Source organism: Halomonas meridiana, assembly GCF_009846525.1.
Classification (GTDB): Bacteria; Pseudomonadota; Gammaproteobacteria; order Pseudomonadales; family Halomonadaceae; genus Vreelandella.
Genome location: NZ_CP024621.1, coordinates 466,867 through 484,422, shown reverse-complemented (window position 1 = coordinate 484,422; position 17,556 = coordinate 466,867). Strand labels below are relative to the sequence as shown.

General features: G+C 53.8%; 19 protein-coding genes and 1 pseudogene. 9 read left to right on the top strand and 11 right to left on the bottom strand.

Going from position 1 to position 17,556, the window contains the following annotated elements; genetic code table 11:
- Nucleotides 1-40 precede the first annotated feature (40 nt).
- Nucleotides 41-406 (bottom strand): hypothetical protein, encoded by a 366-nt coding sequence (locus CTT34_RS02455; protein WP_159340888.1) that lies wholly within the window; start codon nt 404-406, stop codon nt 41-43.
- Nucleotides 407-532: 126 nt separating this feature from the next.
- Here CTT34_RS02455 and CTT34_RS02450 point away from each other — a divergent pair, with 126 nt between their 5' ends.
- From CTT34_RS02450 to CTT34_RS18685, 4 genes and pseudogenes are all read left to right on the top strand, one after another.
- Nucleotides 533-808 (top strand): metal-sensing transcriptional repressor, encoded by a 276-nt coding sequence (locus CTT34_RS02450; protein WP_159340886.1) that lies wholly within the window; start codon nt 533-535, stop codon nt 806-808.
- 40 nt (nt 809-848) lie between these two features.
- The gene (locus CTT34_RS18695; protein WP_159340883.1) at nt 849-1,160 is read left to right on the top strand and encodes a hypothetical protein; all 312 of its coding nucleotides are present in this window, start codon (nt 849-851) and stop codon (nt 1,158-1,160) included.
- The gene (locus CTT34_RS18690) at nt 1,076-1,447 is read left to right on the top strand and encodes an MFS transporter (RefSeq protein WP_368027034.1); all 372 of its coding nucleotides are present in this window, start codon (nt 1,076-1,078) and stop codon (nt 1,445-1,447) included. The genes CTT34_RS18695 and CTT34_RS18690 overlap by 85 nt, the downstream gene beginning before the upstream one ends.
- Nucleotides 1,448-1,757: 310 nt before the next feature.
- Nucleotides 1,758-2,210, top strand: a pseudogene (locus CTT34_RS18685) (MFS transporter); the annotation flags it as partial.
- Between the two features lie 359 nt (nt 2,211-2,569).
- Here the strand turns inward: CTT34_RS18685 and CTT34_RS02435 are convergent.
- The 4 genes from CTT34_RS02435 to CTT34_RS02420 are packed head-to-tail and all read right to left on the bottom strand — an operon-like array spanning nt 2,570 to nt 7,890.
- Nucleotides 2,570-3,613: a L,D-transpeptidase family protein gene (locus tag CTT34_RS02435; RefSeq protein WP_159343691.1), complete on the bottom strand. Its 1,044-nt coding sequence runs from the start codon at nt 3,611-3,613 to the stop codon at nt 2,570-2,572.
- 53 nt (nt 3,614-3,666) lie between these two features.
- Nucleotides 3,667-5,199 carry an apolipoprotein N-acyltransferase gene (lnt, locus tag CTT34_RS02430; RefSeq protein WP_159343690.1) on the bottom strand — a complete coding sequence of 511 codons (1,533 nt, stop codon included), beginning with the start codon at nt 5,197-5,199 and terminating at the stop codon, nt 3,667-3,669.
- A 4-nt stretch (nt 5,200-5,203) separates the two neighbouring features.
- Nucleotides 5,204-5,707, bottom strand: coding sequence for a signal peptidase II (gene lspA / locus CTT34_RS02425; RefSeq protein ID WP_159340881.1), 504 nt, complete (start codon nt 5,705-5,707; stop codon nt 5,204-5,206).
- On the bottom strand, nt 5,704-7,890 hold the full coding sequence (locus tag CTT34_RS02420; protein ID WP_159340879.1) for a heavy metal translocating P-type ATPase: 2,187 nt from the start codon (nt 7,888-7,890) through the stop codon (nt 5,704-5,706). Before CTT34_RS02420 ends, lspA begins: the two co-directional genes overlap by 4 nt.
- A gap of 86 nt (nt 7,891-7,976) precedes the next feature.
- Between CTT34_RS02420 and CTT34_RS02415 the strand changes: the two genes are divergently transcribed.
- Nucleotides 7,977-8,435, top strand: a complete 459-nt coding sequence (locus tag CTT34_RS02415) for a MerR family transcriptional regulator (RefSeq protein ID WP_101146562.1) — start codon at nt 7,977-7,979, stop codon at nt 8,433-8,435.
- Between the two features lie 435 nt (nt 8,436-8,870).
- Here CTT34_RS02415 and CTT34_RS02405 read toward each other — a convergent pair whose 3' ends face one another.
- Entirely contained in the window at nt 8,871-9,632 is a 762-nt protein-coding gene (locus tag CTT34_RS02405; RefSeq protein ID WP_232774881.1) for a ZIP family metal transporter, read from the bottom strand.
- A 141-nt stretch (nt 9,633-9,773) separates the two neighbouring features.
- Nucleotides 9,774-10,670 carry a cation efflux transmembrane domain-containing protein gene (locus CTT34_RS02400; RefSeq protein WP_159343689.1) on the bottom strand — a complete coding sequence of 299 codons (897 nt, stop codon included), beginning with the start codon at nt 10,668-10,670 and terminating at the stop codon, nt 9,774-9,776.
- 98 nt (nt 10,671-10,768) lie between these two features.
- Between CTT34_RS02400 and cadR the strand changes: the two genes are divergently transcribed.
- Complete coding sequence (gene cadR / locus CTT34_RS02395; RefSeq protein ID WP_101146561.1) at nt 10,769-11,176, top strand: Cd(II)/Pb(II)-responsive transcriptional regulator; 408 nt, start codon at nt 10,769-10,771, stop codon at nt 11,174-11,176.
- 93 nt (nt 11,177-11,269) lie between these two features.
- Here cadR and CTT34_RS02390 read toward each other — a convergent pair whose 3' ends face one another.
- From CTT34_RS02390 to CTT34_RS02380, 3 genes are all read right to left on the bottom strand, one after another.
- Nucleotides 11,270-12,259 carry a M23 family metallopeptidase gene (locus CTT34_RS02390; protein ID WP_159340877.1) on the bottom strand — a complete coding sequence of 330 codons (990 nt, stop codon included), beginning with the start codon at nt 12,257-12,259 and terminating at the stop codon, nt 11,270-11,272.
- Nucleotides 12,259-12,936: a DsbA family protein gene (locus CTT34_RS02385; protein ID WP_159340875.1), complete on the bottom strand. Its 678-nt coding sequence runs from the start codon at nt 12,934-12,936 to the stop codon at nt 12,259-12,261. The genes CTT34_RS02390 and CTT34_RS02385 overlap by 1 nt, the downstream gene beginning before the upstream one ends.
- A 113-nt stretch (nt 12,937-13,049) precedes the next feature.
- On the bottom strand, nt 13,050-13,964 hold the full coding sequence (locus CTT34_RS02380) for a cation diffusion facilitator family transporter (protein ID WP_159340873.1): 915 nt from the start codon (nt 13,962-13,964) through the stop codon (nt 13,050-13,052).
- Between the two features lie 204 nt (nt 13,965-14,168).
- On the opposite strand from CTT34_RS02380, the gene CTT34_RS02375 reads away from it, so the two are divergent.
- Nucleotides 14,169-15,089: a bile acid:sodium symporter family protein gene (locus CTT34_RS02375; protein WP_159340872.1), complete on the top strand. Its 921-nt coding sequence runs from the start codon at nt 14,169-14,171 to the stop codon at nt 15,087-15,089.
- Between the two features lie 337 nt (nt 15,090-15,426).
- Here CTT34_RS02375 and CTT34_RS02370 read toward each other — a convergent pair whose 3' ends face one another.
- Nucleotides 15,427-16,149: a cytochrome c biogenesis CcdA family protein gene (locus tag CTT34_RS02370; RefSeq protein ID WP_159340871.1), complete on the bottom strand. Its 723-nt coding sequence runs from the start codon at nt 16,147-16,149 to the stop codon at nt 15,427-15,429.
- A gap of 247 nt (nt 16,150-16,396) precedes the next feature.
- Here CTT34_RS02370 and CTT34_RS02365 point away from each other — a divergent pair, with 247 nt between their 5' ends.
- On the top strand, nt 16,397-17,032 hold the full coding sequence (locus tag CTT34_RS02365; RefSeq protein ID WP_159340870.1) for a peroxiredoxin: 636 nt from the start codon (nt 16,397-16,399) through the stop codon (nt 17,030-17,032).
- A gap of 80 nt (nt 17,033-17,112) precedes the next feature.
- Nucleotides 17,113-17,520 carry a heavy metal-responsive transcriptional regulator gene (locus tag CTT34_RS02360; RefSeq protein ID WP_035563017.1) on the top strand — a complete coding sequence of 136 codons (408 nt, stop codon included), beginning with the start codon at nt 17,113-17,115 and terminating at the stop codon, nt 17,518-17,520.
- Nucleotides 17,521-17,556: the final 36 nt, after the last annotated feature.

Sequence of the window (17,556 nt, the reverse complement as noted above, 5' to 3'; positions counted from 1 at the left end):
CTGTCGTTAGTCTTGGCCATCCGATGGATGGCCCCAGTCATCAAGCGACGACTGGCCGTGGAGGCCGCTCCAAGCGGTAGACTCGACGCAGGGGAAAAGCGCGTCGTTCGCCTAGCCGCAGGGCATGACGGACGTTGAGTGCGATGGCAATGCTCGCCCCCAACCGGTCCGCTTGTTCGTGGAAGTGACTGCCGCTCTCATGAGGGAGTTGGCGACCGTCTTCATGCATGTGGCCATGGGTATGCCCATGGCCATTCTGCACACTCTCATGGTGAGATGACTCAACGCCAACCATGCTCATTGCGCCATGTGCACTCGCTTCGCCCACACTGGTAAGAAGTAGGCTAGGCAAAAACAGCAATAGCAGGGTCAGATAGCGAAGACGGTGGCGCAGCCGATTGGGCATTTAAAGCGCCCAGGACAAAAATTGACGGTAAAAATGTAAATAACAGTTTGCTTACGCTGTAGCGCCGCGTAGCGGCAATAGATTAACATCCCCTCCAGGGGGATAGGAATAAAATAAGGGAAAGAAATGACAATACATACACACCAGTCACATCCCGATATCATCAAGCGCTTAAACCGGGCTCGGGGGCACCTTTCGAGCGTGACGCAGATGATAGAGGGTGGTCGCCACTGTCTGGAAATTGCCCAGCAGCTTCATGCGGTTGAGAAAGCTATTCAACAGGCCAAACGTGCCTTGGTTTTAGATCATATCGATCACTGTCTAGAGAATGCCTTGGGCTCTCAGGATCAAACGCAGCGGGCGCGGGCTGAAGAGTTCAAGGCCATTGCCCGCTACCTGTAAATACATCCAAGCCCCCCCTCACTTGCTTGAGGAACGCTCTATGCTCGATGTACTCGCCCATCGCGTCTATCGCCATCTCTTTTTCGCTCAGGTCATTGCAATGATTGGCACCGGTCTGACCACCGTTGCCCTAGCGTTACTGGTTCATGATTTTACTGAGGGGCAGGCGGGTGTCGTACTAGGCACAGCGCTGGCGATTAAGATGGTCGCCTACGTGGGCATTGCTCCACTGGTGGTGCTTACGCCTCACGCCTACCTCGACACACGTTGTTGGTTAGCCTCGACTTGCTGCGAGCATCCGTGGTTTGCGCACTGCCTTTCGTTACAGAAGTGTGGCAAATCTATGTGCTGATCTTTCTACTCAATGCTTGCTCAGCAGGCTTCACACCCGTTTTCCAGGCGACAATACCGGACATCCTAGAAAACGAGGAGCAATACACGCGAGCATTATCCCTGTCACGCCTTGCCTACGACTTAGAGAACCTTCTTAGCCCGATGGTGGCAGCAGCATCGCTGATGGTGATGAGTTTTGATGTCCTGTTTGTACTCAACGCCCTGGCGTTCATGATCTCTGCCTCCCTGGTTATATCGGTGATGTTGCCTGAGTCACTATCACTAGAAGAAATTTCCGGCGTTTAGCGTCGCGTTTCTCACGGCATACGGATTTATCTTAAAACACCTCGTCTGCGGGGTCTGTTGGCGTTGAACTTTGCGGTCTCAGCCGCCGGAGCGATGCAGATCGTCAATACGGTAGTGCTTGTTCGCTCTATGTTGGGGCTTGGCGAGAAAGAAGTAGCTTTGGCATTTGCGGCTGCAGGCGGGGGCTCCATGCTGGTGGCCTTACTGCTACCCAAGGTACTGGATCGATTGCCTGAACGACCAGTCATGATGCTTGGTGGCATTATCATGGCGTTCGGTCTCTACTTGAGGCACATCGTTTGCGGGACTTGTCGGGCTATGGTTGCTACTGGGTGCAGGCGCTTCGATGGTCATGCCCCCTGCAGGGCGCTTGCTCAAGCGTTCTTGCCAGCCTGAGGATCGCCCAGTGCTATTTGCTGCCCAATTCTCATTGTCCCACTGTTGCTGGTTGATCACCTATCTGTTGGCAGGCTGGCTGGGGGTAAAACTGGGGCTGACGGGAACGTTCGCTTTGCACGGGACAGTAGCTTTAACGGCGACAGGGCTTGCGATGCTTGCTTGGCATCGTCGAGATACAATAGAGATTGCGCACGAGCACTCGCCTATACGTCATAGCCATCTTCACTATCACGATGAACACCATCAACACGAGCATGAAGGGTGGGAGGGGCCGGAACCTCATAGCCATTCCCACCATCATCTCAAAAATGTGCATCGGCACATATTTGTCATTGATAACCACTATATACGATGGCCTTCGTGACACATTAAGGCTGACAAATTAATAGATGCCTATTAGGTTAAATCACCACGAGTAATGCCTACTTTACTGCATTCATCACAGAAGCTTCGCAGGGAACATTTTCCTTCTTAGGCTTAGTGTGCTTGAACGTATGGGCCTCTCTGGACAGTGACCAGCTAATTTTTGAATGAAATATGCTCAATCATCGTGTCAATTTAAGGTTTAGAAGGACGGCATCATAGCTGAGTGAGACGGAACGCCTAATCTGGAAAATGCACCTTACGAAAAGCACAAGTTGAAATGAGTCTCCCCATCTTATTAGCAGGGGGCTGCCTTCCCCAACCTGCATGTCAGCGCTCAATGGGCTTTTTGTGTGAATGTCATGATCGTTGAGATGACGTCAAAACCAGTTCTTCATAAATGCCCTCGATAGCCTTCTCTTCGGGGCTGTGACGCTGTGGCTCCTGTTCCGGGTTAGGATGTAGGAGGGTTATAAGCCCGCTGGAGAATGACAGGACGTCGCTGAGCTGCTCGTAATCGACGTTTACGTTATCGACATTGTATTGGTTGAGGCGTGTCACGGTCTCTGAGAGTGCCGCCATACTATGCTCTTCTTCTCCAAGCGGTGGAAATGCCTGTACCAGCGGCTGTCCGTTGTCCCAACCGATTTTAATAGGTTGGTTGATGATATTGACCTGGGTGCCCGCCGGTATGCGGTCAAAAATTGATTCAATATCGTCAGGCAACATGCGTATACAGCCACGGCTTGCACGCATGCCAATGCCATCGGGCTGGTTGGTACCGTGAATCAAATAGCCATCGAAGCCTAAGATAATGGCGTGGTCTCCCAGCGGGTTATCGGGGCCGGGCGGGACAACACTTGGCGCGGTTTCGCCGCGTGCTTCAGCTTCACGTTTTACCGACTCAGGCGGGTACCATGCGGGGTTTTTAATGTTCATGGTGGTCTCGGTCACACCGAGAGGGGTATCAAACCCTTCGCGACCGATGCCGATAGGATAGGTCTCAACGCGCGGTGTCTCACCGTTTTTGACATCTGGGTAGTAGTAAAGCCGCAGCTCGGCGATATTGATGACGACCCCAGTACGTTCGACATTCGGCAGGATGAAACGTCCTGGAATAGTTACTTCCGTGCCCACCCCTGGGACCCAGATGCTGACCTCTGGATTTGCACGGGTCATCTCCAAATAGCCAAGGTTGTGACGCTTGGCAATATCTATCAAGGTATCGTCGTAATCCTTCACGATGAAGGTGTCAGCCTCTCCGATAATATTGCCTTCTTCAGGTAGCGGGTAATGCCCCTTGGGCCATTCCGTCTCCTGGGTAGTGGAAGGTTGTGCCGCCATGGCGACAGGGAGCCATGCCAGAGACGAAACCATCACACTCATTATGAAGCCCATCTGCATTGGCCATGGGAGGAGTCTCTTAAGTATTGCTGCGTTATTTACAGAGAGCATCGCTAGGTTCCTTTTTCATCTAATGCGTCGTTTTTTGATCGAGATAAGTTGAGTTGTAATCCGAGCAGCGTCAGCAAGGCAGCGAGTATCCAAGCGGGGCCACTACCGGTGCGTGTGAAAGGAGTTAGGCCCTGCATCGGGGTCACCTCGCCAGTTAAACTGGCCTGTTCAAACTGTGGGGCACGGGCTGTGACGTGACCTTGTGAATCGATGATGGCCGTCACGCCATTACTGGTAGCTCGAAGTAGGTGACGACCATTTTCTAAGGCACGTAGACGCGCCATTTGAAGATGTTGGTGTGGGCCAATGGAACGCCCAAACCACGTATCGTTGGAAACCGTGAATAGCAGCTCGGCATTACGCGCCTGTTGGGCGACATGGTCGGCGAAAATGATCTCGTAACAGATGGCAGTGCCAATGGTGGTTCCAGCCACGTGTAACGGAGCCTGTCCGTCTGACCCTGGGGTCAGGCGGGGTGCTGGCAAGTCGAAAAAAGCAAGGGTGTCAGCGAGGAGGCTTTGGAATGGCAAATACTCGCCAAAGGGTACTAAGTGCGCTTTCTGGTATTCGCCCTGCACATCATTTAGCCCTATGACGCTGTTATAAGAGCGCCCTTCACTGTCGCGTTGCAAAATGCCGGTCAACAAGGCGGTGTTAGGCCCCAGGTCGGACGCTACTTGCTCCAGTATTCGCTGTGCTTCCTGCTCAAGCATGGGAAGGGCTGCCTCGGGCCAAACGATGAGATCAATGTCCCTTGCTTGCTCTTGTGTCATTGTTGTGTAGATATTGACCGCCTCGCGCTGCCCTTGGGCAGTCCACTTAATGCGCTGATCAAGATTCCCTTGCAGCAATGCCACCCGGATGGGCTTGCCAGCAGGGGTTGTCCATTGGGCGGGCAATAGGAATGGAACGATCCACAAGGCGGCGATTGGGACGAGGAAAACCCAGCGGCGACGCAGTACCTCTACCCCTAACGTACCTGTCAGCGCGGTCATGAGTGACAGCAAGTACACACCACCAACGGGCGCCCATGGGGCTAATGGAGAATCTATCTGAGAGGTGCCTAACAATAACCAGGGAAAGCCGGTGAGCAACCAGGTGCGTAGCCATTCGCTCATCACCCACATACCGGCAAAGCTAAGAAAGGCGAACCGTGGCCCCGCGATGCGTCGATAGAGCCCAAAGGGGATTGCAAAGAAGAGCGCCAGAGCGCTGACAAAAAGAGTGGTGAGGAGCATCGCCACCAAGGCCCCGGTGCCACCGAAATCGTGAATAGCAACGAAGACCCATGATGTGCCAGAACCGAACAGGCCTACCCCATAGCACCACCCACGCAGGGTGGCCATGGCGGGCGTTAGCGACTGTATCTTCCAATAGACCAGTGCCACGGCCACTAGACCAAGCCACCATAGAGAAAAGGGGGCGGCACTCAAGGTGGTCAATACCCCAGCGGCTAGCGCTACAACGCAATCGACTATTGGTGAGGGTCGCCCAGCAAAAAGCGTATATTTTTTTTCTTGATCGACCGAATCCATACCGTTACTCAGCGCGCTTAAAAGCAGGACTTTCACGCCATAACGCCACTGCGAACATCAATACACCTGCAAACAGCGCGATATCGGCCATGTTAAAGGCGGGCCAATGCCATTCGCCCCAGTAAACATCCAGGTAGTCGACGACGTACCCACGCGCTAAGCGATCAACGGTATTACCGAGTGCGCCGCCAAGAATCAGACTGTACGCACAGGCTTCCAAGCGCGGCTTGGGTTTGCATAGCTGCACGAGCAATACGACGACCACCACCAACGCTAAACCAAGAAAGAGGTAGCGCTGCCAACCACCTGCCTCCGCGAGAAAGCTGAAAGCGGCCCCTGTATTACCGGTGTAAACCCAGTTAAAAAACGGTGTTAGCGGAATGACTTGGCCAAACGACATCTGGGCATGCACGATTTCTTTGACCAGTTGATCGGCTAGAGCCAACACGCAAGCAAATGTGAACCATGGCCAACGTCGTGAAGGGCTGTCGTGTTGCGCTGTTCTCATGACGTTGTTTTTCCTTGTGACAGGCCTGTCAATGCGGTACTGGGCGAAAAGCGATAACCCAGCAGTCGCATGGCGTTCAACGTCACCAGGACGGTAGCACCGGTATCGGCCATCACCGCAATCCACATACCGGTAATACCCAGCGCTGTGGTGACCAGGAAAATGGCTTTTAAGCCAAGGGCGAGAACAACGTTGGTTTTCACATTGCGTAGCGTGGCACGAGAGAGGTCTATCAGCTCAGCGATGCCGGTAACGCGGTTCTTGAGCAAGGCTGCATCGGCGGTTTCCAACGCCACATCCGTGCCGCCACCCATCGCGATACCCACATCGGCTGCCGCGAGTGCCGGTGCATCGTTGATGCCATCGCCTACTTTACCGATGGGGCCACGACCTGTCGCTTGCCAGTCTCGAACATACGCTGCCTTGTCTTCAGGCATTAGTTCGCCGTACGCTTCAATGCCTAAGCGACCCCCAGTGGCAGCGACGGTGCGGGCATTATCACCGCTGAGCATGACCGCCTGTACGCCTAAACGGGATAGCGCCGCTAGGCCTTCAAGGGCATCTTCGCGTGGCTCATCGCGAACAGCGATCAAGCCCAACAAACGCTCGCCTTCGACGAGGAGAGCGAGGCTCTTACCGGCTTCTTCTAACGCGATAATCCGAGCACTGAGACTTTCCTCCAGGATGACTTTCTCGTGAAGGTGACGAGGCGTCATTAAGCTCAGCTCGCGACCCTCCACCTGGCCTGAGACACCGCGCCCCGCCAGAGCGCGGCTGCCGGTGGCGGTGGGGAGGTTTAGGCCCGATTGTCGGGCATGCTCAACGATAGCCGTGGCGATAGGGTGACTGGAATCTCGCTCTATCGCAGCGGCGAGCCGCAATACGCTGTTATCGTCTTCCTCAGCGATCCAAGACTCCACATCTGTGACTCTTGGGGTACCCGCAGTGAGGGTGCCCGTTTTATCTAATGCCACCAAGCGAAGCTTACCTAACTGTTCAAGAACGGCTCCCCCTTTGATCAGTAGGCCGCGCCGAGCGCCCGCCGAGAGGCCTGCGGCGATGGCGGCTGGGGTGGAAATGACTAATGCGCAGGGGCATGCGATTAACAGCAATGCTAACGCACGGTAAATCGACTCCGACCATGCCATGGTCGATACCAGCGGTGGCACTATCGCCATCAGGAGGGCGAGTAAGACGACGGCGGGCATATAGTAATACGCAAAACGATCAATAAAGCGTGCTATCGGTGCCTTGGCGGCCTGTGCTTCTTCAACCAGGCGAATAACGCGTGCGATCGTATTGTCATCAGCGCCTCGTGTTACCTCCACCTCCAGGGCGGCATCAAGATTCACTGTGCCAGCAAAAATGTCATCACCAGGCGCTCGCGAACGGGGTATGGACTCGCCGTTTACCGGCGACTCGTCAATGTCGGAGGTGCCCACCAGGATGCGTCCATCGCAGGGAACGCGATCACCGGGCCGCACCAGCACACGCTGGCCGGGTTTAAGTGACTCCGCCGAGACGTCACGCAGATGGCCATTGTCCATCAGCCTCGCCGTTGAGGGTGTTAAATTTGCCAAGGCTGAGATACTGCGGCGCGCCCGTGAAGCAGCTACCCCTTCGAGTAGCTCACCTACGGCGAACAAGAACACGACCATCGCAGCTTCAGCGGCAGCATTGATGGCCAATGCGCCAAGCGCAGCGATGCACATCAGCATCTCGATGGTAAAGGGGTTGCGCATCTTGAGGGCGCCCCAGGCACTCTGCGCAATGGGCATTAAGCCGACCAGCGTGGCCAGAATGAAAGGCACATTGCCCAGCGCAGGCCATGCTAAACGAAGCGCGAAGGCCACTATCAGCAGATTTCCTGTGATAATGACCAAGCGCCCTTTAGCGGTTTGCCACCAAGGGGATGCAGAGCCAGATGCGTGTGTTTGGCCATCATGGGAAGCCACTTGATAGCCTAGTTCGTTCAGGATGCCCTCAATGGTCTTCCGCGAGGGGGCCCCGTGATCGTGGTGATGAATCTTCACCGATCCCGTGATCGAGCTTGCCGTGACTTCCTCAATGCCGTCCAGCCGCTCTAGCGCCGACACGACCTTGCGCTCACAACCGCCGCAGTCCATGCCTTCAACACGCAGCGTCAAAAAGGTAGGCGCTGTCGCCTGCGTTGATGTTTTCATGGTGCATCTTCTCCCAATGGGCTATGGTTTCGCAGTGTAAACCTTGTAGCAACTATAGCTTCAAGCCCTGCGTAAGGAGTTTTACCATGTCGATGATGGGGCAAAGTATCAGCATTGGTGAGTTAGCACGACGAGCCGACTGCAAACCAGAAACGGTTCGCTATTACGAGCGTATTGGGCTGTTGCGCGATGCGACACGAACCGGTGGGGGGCAGCGCCGCTATGGAGACGACGCTGTGCGGCGCTTGACCTTTATTCGTCATGCCCGCGACTTTGGCTTTTCGGTAGAGTCAGTGCGAGAGCTTTTGGCCATGTCAGATCAACCTGATATGCCTTGCCAAGAAGTTGATGCCATCGCCACACATCACCTAAAGAAAGTGGAGTCCCGCCTTCAGCGACTGTCCGCACTGCGTGAGGAGCTTCAACGGATGGTCACGCAGTGTGCCGGTGGCAAAGTGGGAAGCTGCCGAATCATTGAGGTCATCAGTGATCATCAGCTCTGTATCACTGAAAAATCGCACGGAGGGGCTCACGACTTGGGTTAGAACTAACGCTACGCCCCACGCCCAATGGTTAGCCCAGAGAAACATCCAAAAACAGCATGAGTACCAATCCGATGGAAAGGCCCAGCGTGGCCTTTTTTTGTGCCCGCTCCGATGAGTTCCGGGAATAATCTCATGACTGATCACATACAGCATCGCTCCCGCCGCAAAGGCCAATCCTCAGGGAAGCAACGCTTGTGACATGCTGACGACCCCAGCGCCTAATAAGCCACCCAATGGCTCAACAAGCCCCGTAAGGGTGGCAATCGTCCATGACCGCCAACGTGAATAGCCCACGCTTGGCATTCTTGCACATCAACCCATTCGGCGGGACTGACCTGGGGGGAAAGTGAATATTTCTGTCCACGATTAGGTGCACCGTAAACAGGGGCTGCTTCGTGGGTCAGCACGACAGGGGCTTTATTGGAGAGCTGTACATTAGCCTTGTGACACAACCCCTTCCAAGCCTGCCGATACCAGAACGAACAGGACAAAGCCGCCTATGAAGGCCAGCGGCGAGACGTGGGTATCTTCTCCGCTCTCATGAGCCTCGGATATCATGTCCTCGATGGCAGCGACCGTGAGAAGGCCTGCCGTGAACGTCAATGCCGCTAGCTTGAACGCTTCCGGTAGGTCCCTGAGCACGAAATAAGCGAAGATGGCTGCCGAGAGTACGGGAACCGCCAAGGAGGCAGAGATCAGCAAGCGCTTGCTGCGGGGAATTCCTTTGTCTTTCATGTTGGCGATCATCGCGAACCCCTCAGGGCCATCCGCGAGCACCTGCCCCGCCGCCAGTATTATCGCGACCGACGGTGAGACCGCCGACCCCGCCCCGATCAGGAGGCCATCGCTGAACAGGTCGATGGACACGGCGATATAGATCATCCAGACACTCGTCTGACTGCCTTCTTTCTGCTGACCTTGCCGCTTCTGGAGACTCTCAACGAGCTTCTCAAGGCCTACGTAAACAATGCCACCCAGCGCGAAAGCGAGGGCGATTAGCCAGGCTGAAAGGCTCTCCAGCACACGTGGCATGATTTCCACCGCCACCACCGCAATGACGAGGCCGGCAGCACCGTGAAGGGCGTAATTGAGACGGCGCCCTGTCGTTCGGGAGGCCTCCGCAGCAAGCCCGCCACTGAAGTTTCCCAACGCGGGCAACAGCGCCAAGCCGAGTACCAGCCAAATACTATCCATCATCTTCCTTCCTTGGTAGATTCCTAGATACGCTGCCTTACTAGTTCCGGACCTCACGCTACTCGTAGTCGTTCAGGCCTAGCGCACTTATACAGCCACTTCGATTAAGTGTCCCAGGCATCGATAGCTGCATACCGTGCAGCCTTATGCCTTGAGTGCTAGGATGCGCCGGGCGCCGTTGAGGACGATTAGGCCCACGATGGTACCGATAATCAGGTCAGGGTAGCTAGACCCCGTCCAGGCGACCAAGGCACCGGCGGTGATGACGCCCATATTGATCAACACATCATTGGCCGAGAATATCCAGCTTGCCTTCATATGCGCGCCGCCCTCGCGGTGCTTGTATATCAACAGCAGACAACCGGTATTGGCGATCAACGCGACGAAGGCGATGGCCATCATCATCAGTGATTCAGGCTCACTACCGAATACAAAACGTCGCAACACTTCGACGAGCACGCCGATAGCCAAAATCAGTTGCAGTACCCCAGCCAGATGCGCGGCACGTATCTGCATCTTCGCACTGTGCCCTACGGCATAGAGGGCCAGGCCATAGACAGCTGCATCGGCAAACATGTCCAAGGAATCAGCGATCAAGCCGGTAGACTGGGCGATCAGGCCAGCAGTCATTTCCACCACGAACATGAGCGCATTGATGCCGAGCAACACGCGCAGGGTGCCAGACTCCTGCGTCGCAGAAGCCGCCGAGCTCTCAGCGGCCCTAATTGTCTCTGGGTCGGCAATGACAGTTTCCTGAAGAGAAGCACCTAGCCCCAAGGTTGCCAGTTTCGCGGTAATGGGCTCAGCCTCACCATCATGCAAGACCTCCAACCGGCGGTTCGACAAGTCAAATGACAGCGTTTGAATCTCATCAAAGCCATTCAGCGCCAAGCGGATCATCCGTTCTTCTGAAGGACAATCCATCTTCGGCACGGCATACACACTGACATACTTCCCTGACGCTTCGGAGAAGACCGGCATATCGGTATCCGTTGCAGACGTTGCGTCGCAGCCACATGGGCCTCCACCGGTTTTACGCACGGTACGGCTCCAGTTAGCCAACATAGTTTGTCATCATTTAAAACTATATAGTCACTATAAGGTCAATAGGACAGATGATCCGTTAAGGAGTAAGCCTGATGCGCATTGGTCAGTTAGCCCAGATAGCGGGTATCGACACGCAGACGATCCGCTTCTATGAAAAACAGGGCCTGTTGCCGCTGCCAGACCGCCAGCAGAATGGTTACCGCATTTATAACGAGAAGCATGGTGAGCGGCTTGCCTTTATCCGTCACTGTCGAATCCTTGATCTGTCACTGACAGAGATTCGCGAGCTACAACGCTATCAGGACGACCCTCACCAGCCGTGTACTGCCGTCAACGCAATGCTTGATGAGCACATCTCTCATGTGCAATCGCAGATAACCGCTCTGCAAACGCTTGAGAAACATCTCGTTTCACTGCGAGCATGTTGCAATGATGATCGAGAAATTGAAGCGTGTGGCGTTCTTGCCGGAATTAGCGAAGGAAATATGTACTCACAGTAGGCTCAAGCATCAACCAGATATTCCGATGAGAGGTCGGTTTGCCTCACTCTCATGCAACGGTGACACCCACCATTTAATCCACTTATCTAAATTTTATTGCTCGTTAAGTGAAATCAGATCGTAAATAGAAGCCGTACCGATAGCTTGTTCTAAGCGATCTCTTGCCTCGTAAAGTGACGCTTGATATTCACTTTGAGTCGACTGTTCGCCCAACATGATGCGTTGACCTTGATCAAGGGGGTCAACAGGCTGGTTATTGACTCTCACTTCGTAATGTAGGTTGGGCCCCGTGGCGACCCCGGACGAACCTACCTCTCCGAGCGGCTCCCCAGCGTTGACTAAATTCCCAACCACTAACTGTGGGGAAAATCGGCTAAGGTGTGTGTAGCGACTAACTGCCCCTGTATCGTGCTCCACCTCGATCACCTGCCCATATCCTCCTTGGCGACCCATAAAGGATACGCGCCCAGGTGCGGTGGCAATGACCGGCGTTCCTGTCGGCGCAGCCAAGTCAATCCCATTATGAGGACGCATCCCTCCATACACAGGATGTCGCCGATTTCCAAAGCGAGACGTTAAGCGAGCACTAAGAACGGGCAACCGCAACGTGCCTAGCAGGGTGTCGCTTTTGAAAAGAGCAACGTCCCCCTTTGGAGTGACCGGCCATATAACCTCTAAGGGCTCTGTCTGGTCAGGCAGAGCGGCATAACTGAGGCGTGGTGGCCCAACTCGGGTGCCGTCCTGGCGTCGATCTTCCTCCCACACTAATTGAATACGCTCTTTGCCTGAGAACTCCAATGGTGCTGCGATAAACTCGCTGAGCAGTGTTTCCAGTTTAGTGGCGAAACGCGTTGGTACACCTTCTGCTGCCAAGGCCTCGTAGAGGGTGGTATCAATGACGACATCACGCCCAAAGGTTAGGGTATCAACGCTATCGAGCGGTAATGTGCCTTCTTGCTCGCTAGCCGCCTGTAACCTGACAGGGCTAAGTTCAGACGGCGGCAATAACAGATGCGTTTGCCAATTGGCTTCGGCTAGCAAGGGGTAAAAGCCCATAAAGCCTAGTAACCACCAGCGCTGCATCACTGGCCATCCTCTTCCCCAGAGATCTCCGCTACTTCACTCTCAACGGCATCAATCAGCTCTTGCATACCAAAGGGATCTAAAGGCTCGCCATTGACAAAAAAGGTGGGTGTTTGGCGAATCTGATTGGCTCTGACATCCTCCATGTCTTGGTCAATCACCGCCTGCACCTCAGCAGAAGTCAGTTGCTCTTCAGCAGTCGCTAAATCAAGGCCCCCTTGGCTCGCGATATCGAGGATAGCGGATTCATCAAAACTGCCATGTGAGGCCCATTGATCCTGGCGAGCCAGCAGCCTCTCCAGTACCGGTTCAAAGACGCCCTGACGACGAGCGACTTCTAATACCCGAATGGCCTTATCAGATACGTCGCCGTGGAAAGGAGTGTAGCGCACGATGAGCCGCACTTTTTCTGGGTAGGTTTCCAGAATACTTTTTGTCAGGGGATAGAAAGCACGGCAGGCTTCGCAAGCCGGATCGAAGAATTCCACAATCGTTACCGGCGCGTCTTCTCGCCCCAAGATGGGGGAGTGTGAACGCACCAAGGAGTCCTCAGCCTGGACACCGCTCTCCTTTGCTGCCTGAGCTTGCATATCTAAGAGGGCAGGTTTTGATACGGCGACGATTGCAGCGGTTAGCATTAACGTACCGGCTAATATAAAAGACGCTTTTTTGAACATGTTTCTCTCTCTGTCTCAACGATGGGGTGGAAAAGTAGGGTGGAAAAATAAGCCAATCGCTATGGGAGTAAGTCGCTCGCTACCTACCTGAGCCGGGAGTCGGCCTCGGTCTGTCACTCGTGCCCATATAGATTGGCATTTTGATGCGCGTGATCACTATGCTCAAACTCTAGGCTGGAATGAGCAATACTGAAGCGCATTTTAAGCTGCTCCTTGATCTCTGCTTTGACGGATTCAAGCTGCTGCCAGCCGGTTTCTGTCAGAACCACGTGGCAGTCAAGGGCTGCCATGTTTTCCTGCATCTGCCATAGATGCACATGGTGAATATCCTGGACTCCCTCGATATTTCGGACGGTCTCAATGACTGCCTGCCCGTCAATGTCCGGTGGAGATCCCAGCATTAGCGTACGGATAGGGCCACCAATTTCAGAGAAGGCAAGGTAAAGAATATATAGCGCAATCCCTATCGTGATGGCGGGGTCTACCCAGCGCATGTCGTACAGTAAAATAAGCGAACCACCGATAATCACAGCGATGGAGGCAAACGCATCCGATAAGTTATGCAGAAAAAGGGCGCGGATATTGACACTCTCTTTTTGCATTGACCACGTGAGCACGGCGGTAAGGGCATCGACGACAAGCGCGACGCCACCAATAATCACGATCGTCCATCCCTCTATCTCAGGGGGATCGATCATCCGCATAGCGCCTTCGTAAATCAGGTAGACGCCGACAATAATGAGGGTGGTGTAGTTGATGAGTGCTGCCACTATCTCGATGCGGCCATAGCCAAAGGTCATGTGCGCATCGGCGGGCCGTCTGGCGATTTTACGAGCAGCAAAGGCAATGACTAACGCTGCCATGTCTGAAAAGTTATGTAATGCATCAGCGATCAGCGATAAGCTTCCCGCCATAATGCCACCGACGATTTGAGCGATGGTTAAGAGCCCATTGGCCCAAATGGAGATGCTGACGCGCCGGTCGCCAGAGGCAGGATCAATGTGGGGATGATCATGATGATGTCCCATCTGTTACCCTCTCACGAATTATCTGTTCTTGGTACTATAAAACCTCTAGCAACTAAAGCTTCAACCCTTGAGCATTGTCTATTTGCATCGCTGGATTGGGAAGAGCGTCCCTTGCTCCCAAGCAAGTCATGGCGTGCTGGGCCGAAGTGATCATGTTTTAGATACGGAGCTCAATCCACTTCAACCGGTAACGTCCAATCCACCATGAGTAGATTCATTTATTTTGTCGAGGCGCACCTTGTCTGGTTTGTGATGTTCGTCGCGGGGGTAGGCTTACTCTTTCCGGCCACCGGAATAATACTTGAGTTCGCGATTGGGCCATTACTGGCATTACTGATGTTGATCATCAGCCTCACATTCGATGCGCATGCAGTGCGCATCGTGTTCCGTAAGCCGTCACGGCAGTTGTTGGCATTGGGGCTGGTCTATGGGCCGATGTCGATTGCCGGGTGGCTGACGGGCCGTCTATTTTTTGGAAGCGGCCCGCTGGCTGCTGGCCAAACTTTGCTCGGCACTCTGCCGACGGATGTGTCCTCTCCTCTTTTGGCACTAATGGCGAAAGGCAATGTGGCGCTTGCCGCTGTTTTCAACGCAGTCAATACCGCGTTATGCCCGTTTATTGTGCCCTTCCTGTTTTTATGGCTCACCGGCCTCCAGTTAGACGTACCGCTTGGATCAATTATTCTTGAATTAACACTGATCGTGCTTGTCCCTACCGTGATTGGGGTCACCTTGCGGACAAAGTTTTCGGCTTTCTTTGCACGGCATGATTCAGCGTATGCAGGGATAGGGTCAATTCTGTATCTGCTGATCCTACTCGCCGTGGTCGGGCCGAATGCCTCCACGATCATTGGCTATGGTTGGTATGCGTTTGTGATTGCGGGGGCGGCCCTGTGCCTCAATTTGATTGGATACCTGGTAGGTATGTCCTCACGGTTACTCACCTCCGATCGCAAAGAGGTGATTACCTATCTTTTCACGGTCAGTAAAAAGGAATTCAGCATTGCCGCAGCGTTTGTCGCTGCTTCCGGTTTGCCATCAGAAATCGCGATTCCAGCCGCTTTTTTTGCCGTGATTCAAATGATCACTTCGCCCATCGCAGCGAAGATTCTCGCCCGCCACTGAAGGTTGGCAGTATCGGTTCTCCGTCAGAAAAGGAGACTATTGATAGGCTTCTGCTTAATGATCAGAGTTCCGTCTGGGGATGTACACAAAATTCGTGAAGCCGAGATTATCGACGAGTTCGTTGGGCTGCTTTCGGTGAGACCAGAGGCAAAATCGGTTGGGGACTATCCCTTGCCAGGCCGCTGCATGACAGTTCTAGACGCGATTACTTGGGCAAAATGTAGAGCGGAGGATCCTAGCCAGCTTCTCGAGCTTGGCTCAGAAGCTCTTACTATGTTCACAGTTTTCAACTGTTTGAGTAGGTCAACACTTCGCAGAACTTTATCGAATGGCTAGGCTACCCCAGTGTCGCCAGGGAAGGAAAAAGGTCGACCATGATACTGGAAAGCCGCGTCATGCTACCTGAGACGATGGCGATACCCATCAGAATCACAACCGTGCCCGCGACGGGGCGAGCATAGGCGCTCCACCTTCCTAGGCTTTTCCGGTGCAGAGCGAATCGGTTAATCAGTAAAGTGCTGGCAAGAAAAGGCAGCGCTAGGCCAGCCGAGTAGGCACTGAGATAAATCATTCCAGACTGGGCACTAGCAGCGTTAGACGTGGCCATCAGAATAGCGCCCAGTATAGGACCGATACACGGTGTCCAACCGATGGCGAAAGATACCCCGAATACAGTCGCCGACAAAGGGGAGCCACCCTGGACACTGGGAGTGAACTGAAGGGTACGCTGGAAAAGCGGCAACCGGAACACGCCGGTCATGAAGAGGCCCAGCACGATCACCGCTGAGCCGGCAACCCAGTTGAATTCTTGGCGATACCCTCGCATCAGTTGCCCGATACTACTGGCGCCGAGCCCGAGTAGGATGAACACGATGCTGAAGCCGAAGACGAAGAAGGCACTGAGGGTCAATGCCTCTAACCGCCTGTCGGCTTTACCGGCACTACCACCTGTGACCACCGAGAGGTAGGCCGGTAACAGGGGCAGCGTGCAGGGCGAAAAGAAGGAGACCAATCCGCCGATAAAGGCACCGACCAAGCCGATGGAAGAGAGAGATTCCAATGTGTTATCGCAACTTAAGTTATGGAGACAGACAACAAGGGTATTGATACCAATCCCATGGTGCTACCTCATATCATGTCCATTTTAGCGCCATAATAATTTTAAGGCTTACAGCTGCTTTAAGGTCAACCTTTATTGGCAAATTATTTGTCTCCTACCGAACTGCAAATATTACACATCACGCTTGACCTTAAAGTTGACTTCAAAGTTATGGTGGCCACTCAATGAATGACATGAGGACATTTCCATGACGCTACAACTGGGCGAGACAGCACCAAACTTCACGATCGAATCTACGCAAGGTACGGTCAACTTTCACCAATGGCTTGACGACAGCTGGGCGGTGCTGTTCTCGCACCCCGCTGATTTTACGCCAGTATGCACCACAGAACTGGGCGCGTTTGCCAAGCGAAAGCTCGAATTCACCCAGCGGGGAGCCAAGCTGGTTGGGGTTTCGGTGGATCCACTTAGCTCTCACCACGACTGGGCGAGGGATATTGAACAGACTCAGGGCGCAGCTCTGAACTACCCCTTGCTGGCTGACGAAGATCAGGTGGTGGCGAAGCTGTATGGAATGATTCACCCGAAAGCCGATCCTAAACTGACGGTGCGTACGGTCTTCATCATCGATTCTGACAAGAAAATTCGTCTCACTTTGACGTATCCGCCCAGCACTGGACGTAATGTCGACGAGATACTGCGTGTTCTTGATTCGCTGCAGTTAACCGACAAACACAAAGTGGCCACGCCCGTTAACTGGCAAAACGGTGACGATGTCATCATCTCGCCATCGCTATCAAATGATGACGCCAAGCAACACTTTCCCGAAGGTTGGAACACTAAGACGCCCTACCTTAGGGTCGTGCGCCAACCGAATCAATAGGAGCCTCGGCCGGTGTAGGAGGCATATCAACTGAGTCAGGTTATTGGACGTTCAGACTAGCAATGTCGTGAGGTAACGTCATGCAAACACTAAGTATCGGCGAGCTTGCCGAACGAAGTGGAGTCGCTAGCCAGGCGATTCGATTCTACGAAAAAGAGAAACTTATGCCTCCTCCGAGGAGGACCGATGCCAACTATCGGCGTTACCCATTAGAAGCCGTGGATCGGTTGCAGTTTATCGTTCATGCCAAGCAGTGGGGCTTCACGCTACAAGAGATTCGGGAGCTGTTAATGCTTCAGGATGCTAATGGCGACCGGGCACAAGCTAAACGCATCGCCGGCGAGAAGCTGCATAAAGTGCGCGAGCAGATCAAACACCTCACGCGGATTGAAGCCGTATTATCGAAAACATTGAGTGAGTGTGCAGGCGAAGGGCCTATGCAGGAAGGCTGCCCGATTGTTGAAGCTATCGCTGAGCAGACTGAATGATTGGGCATTTTCTCGACAGCGAACATGGGAATCAAG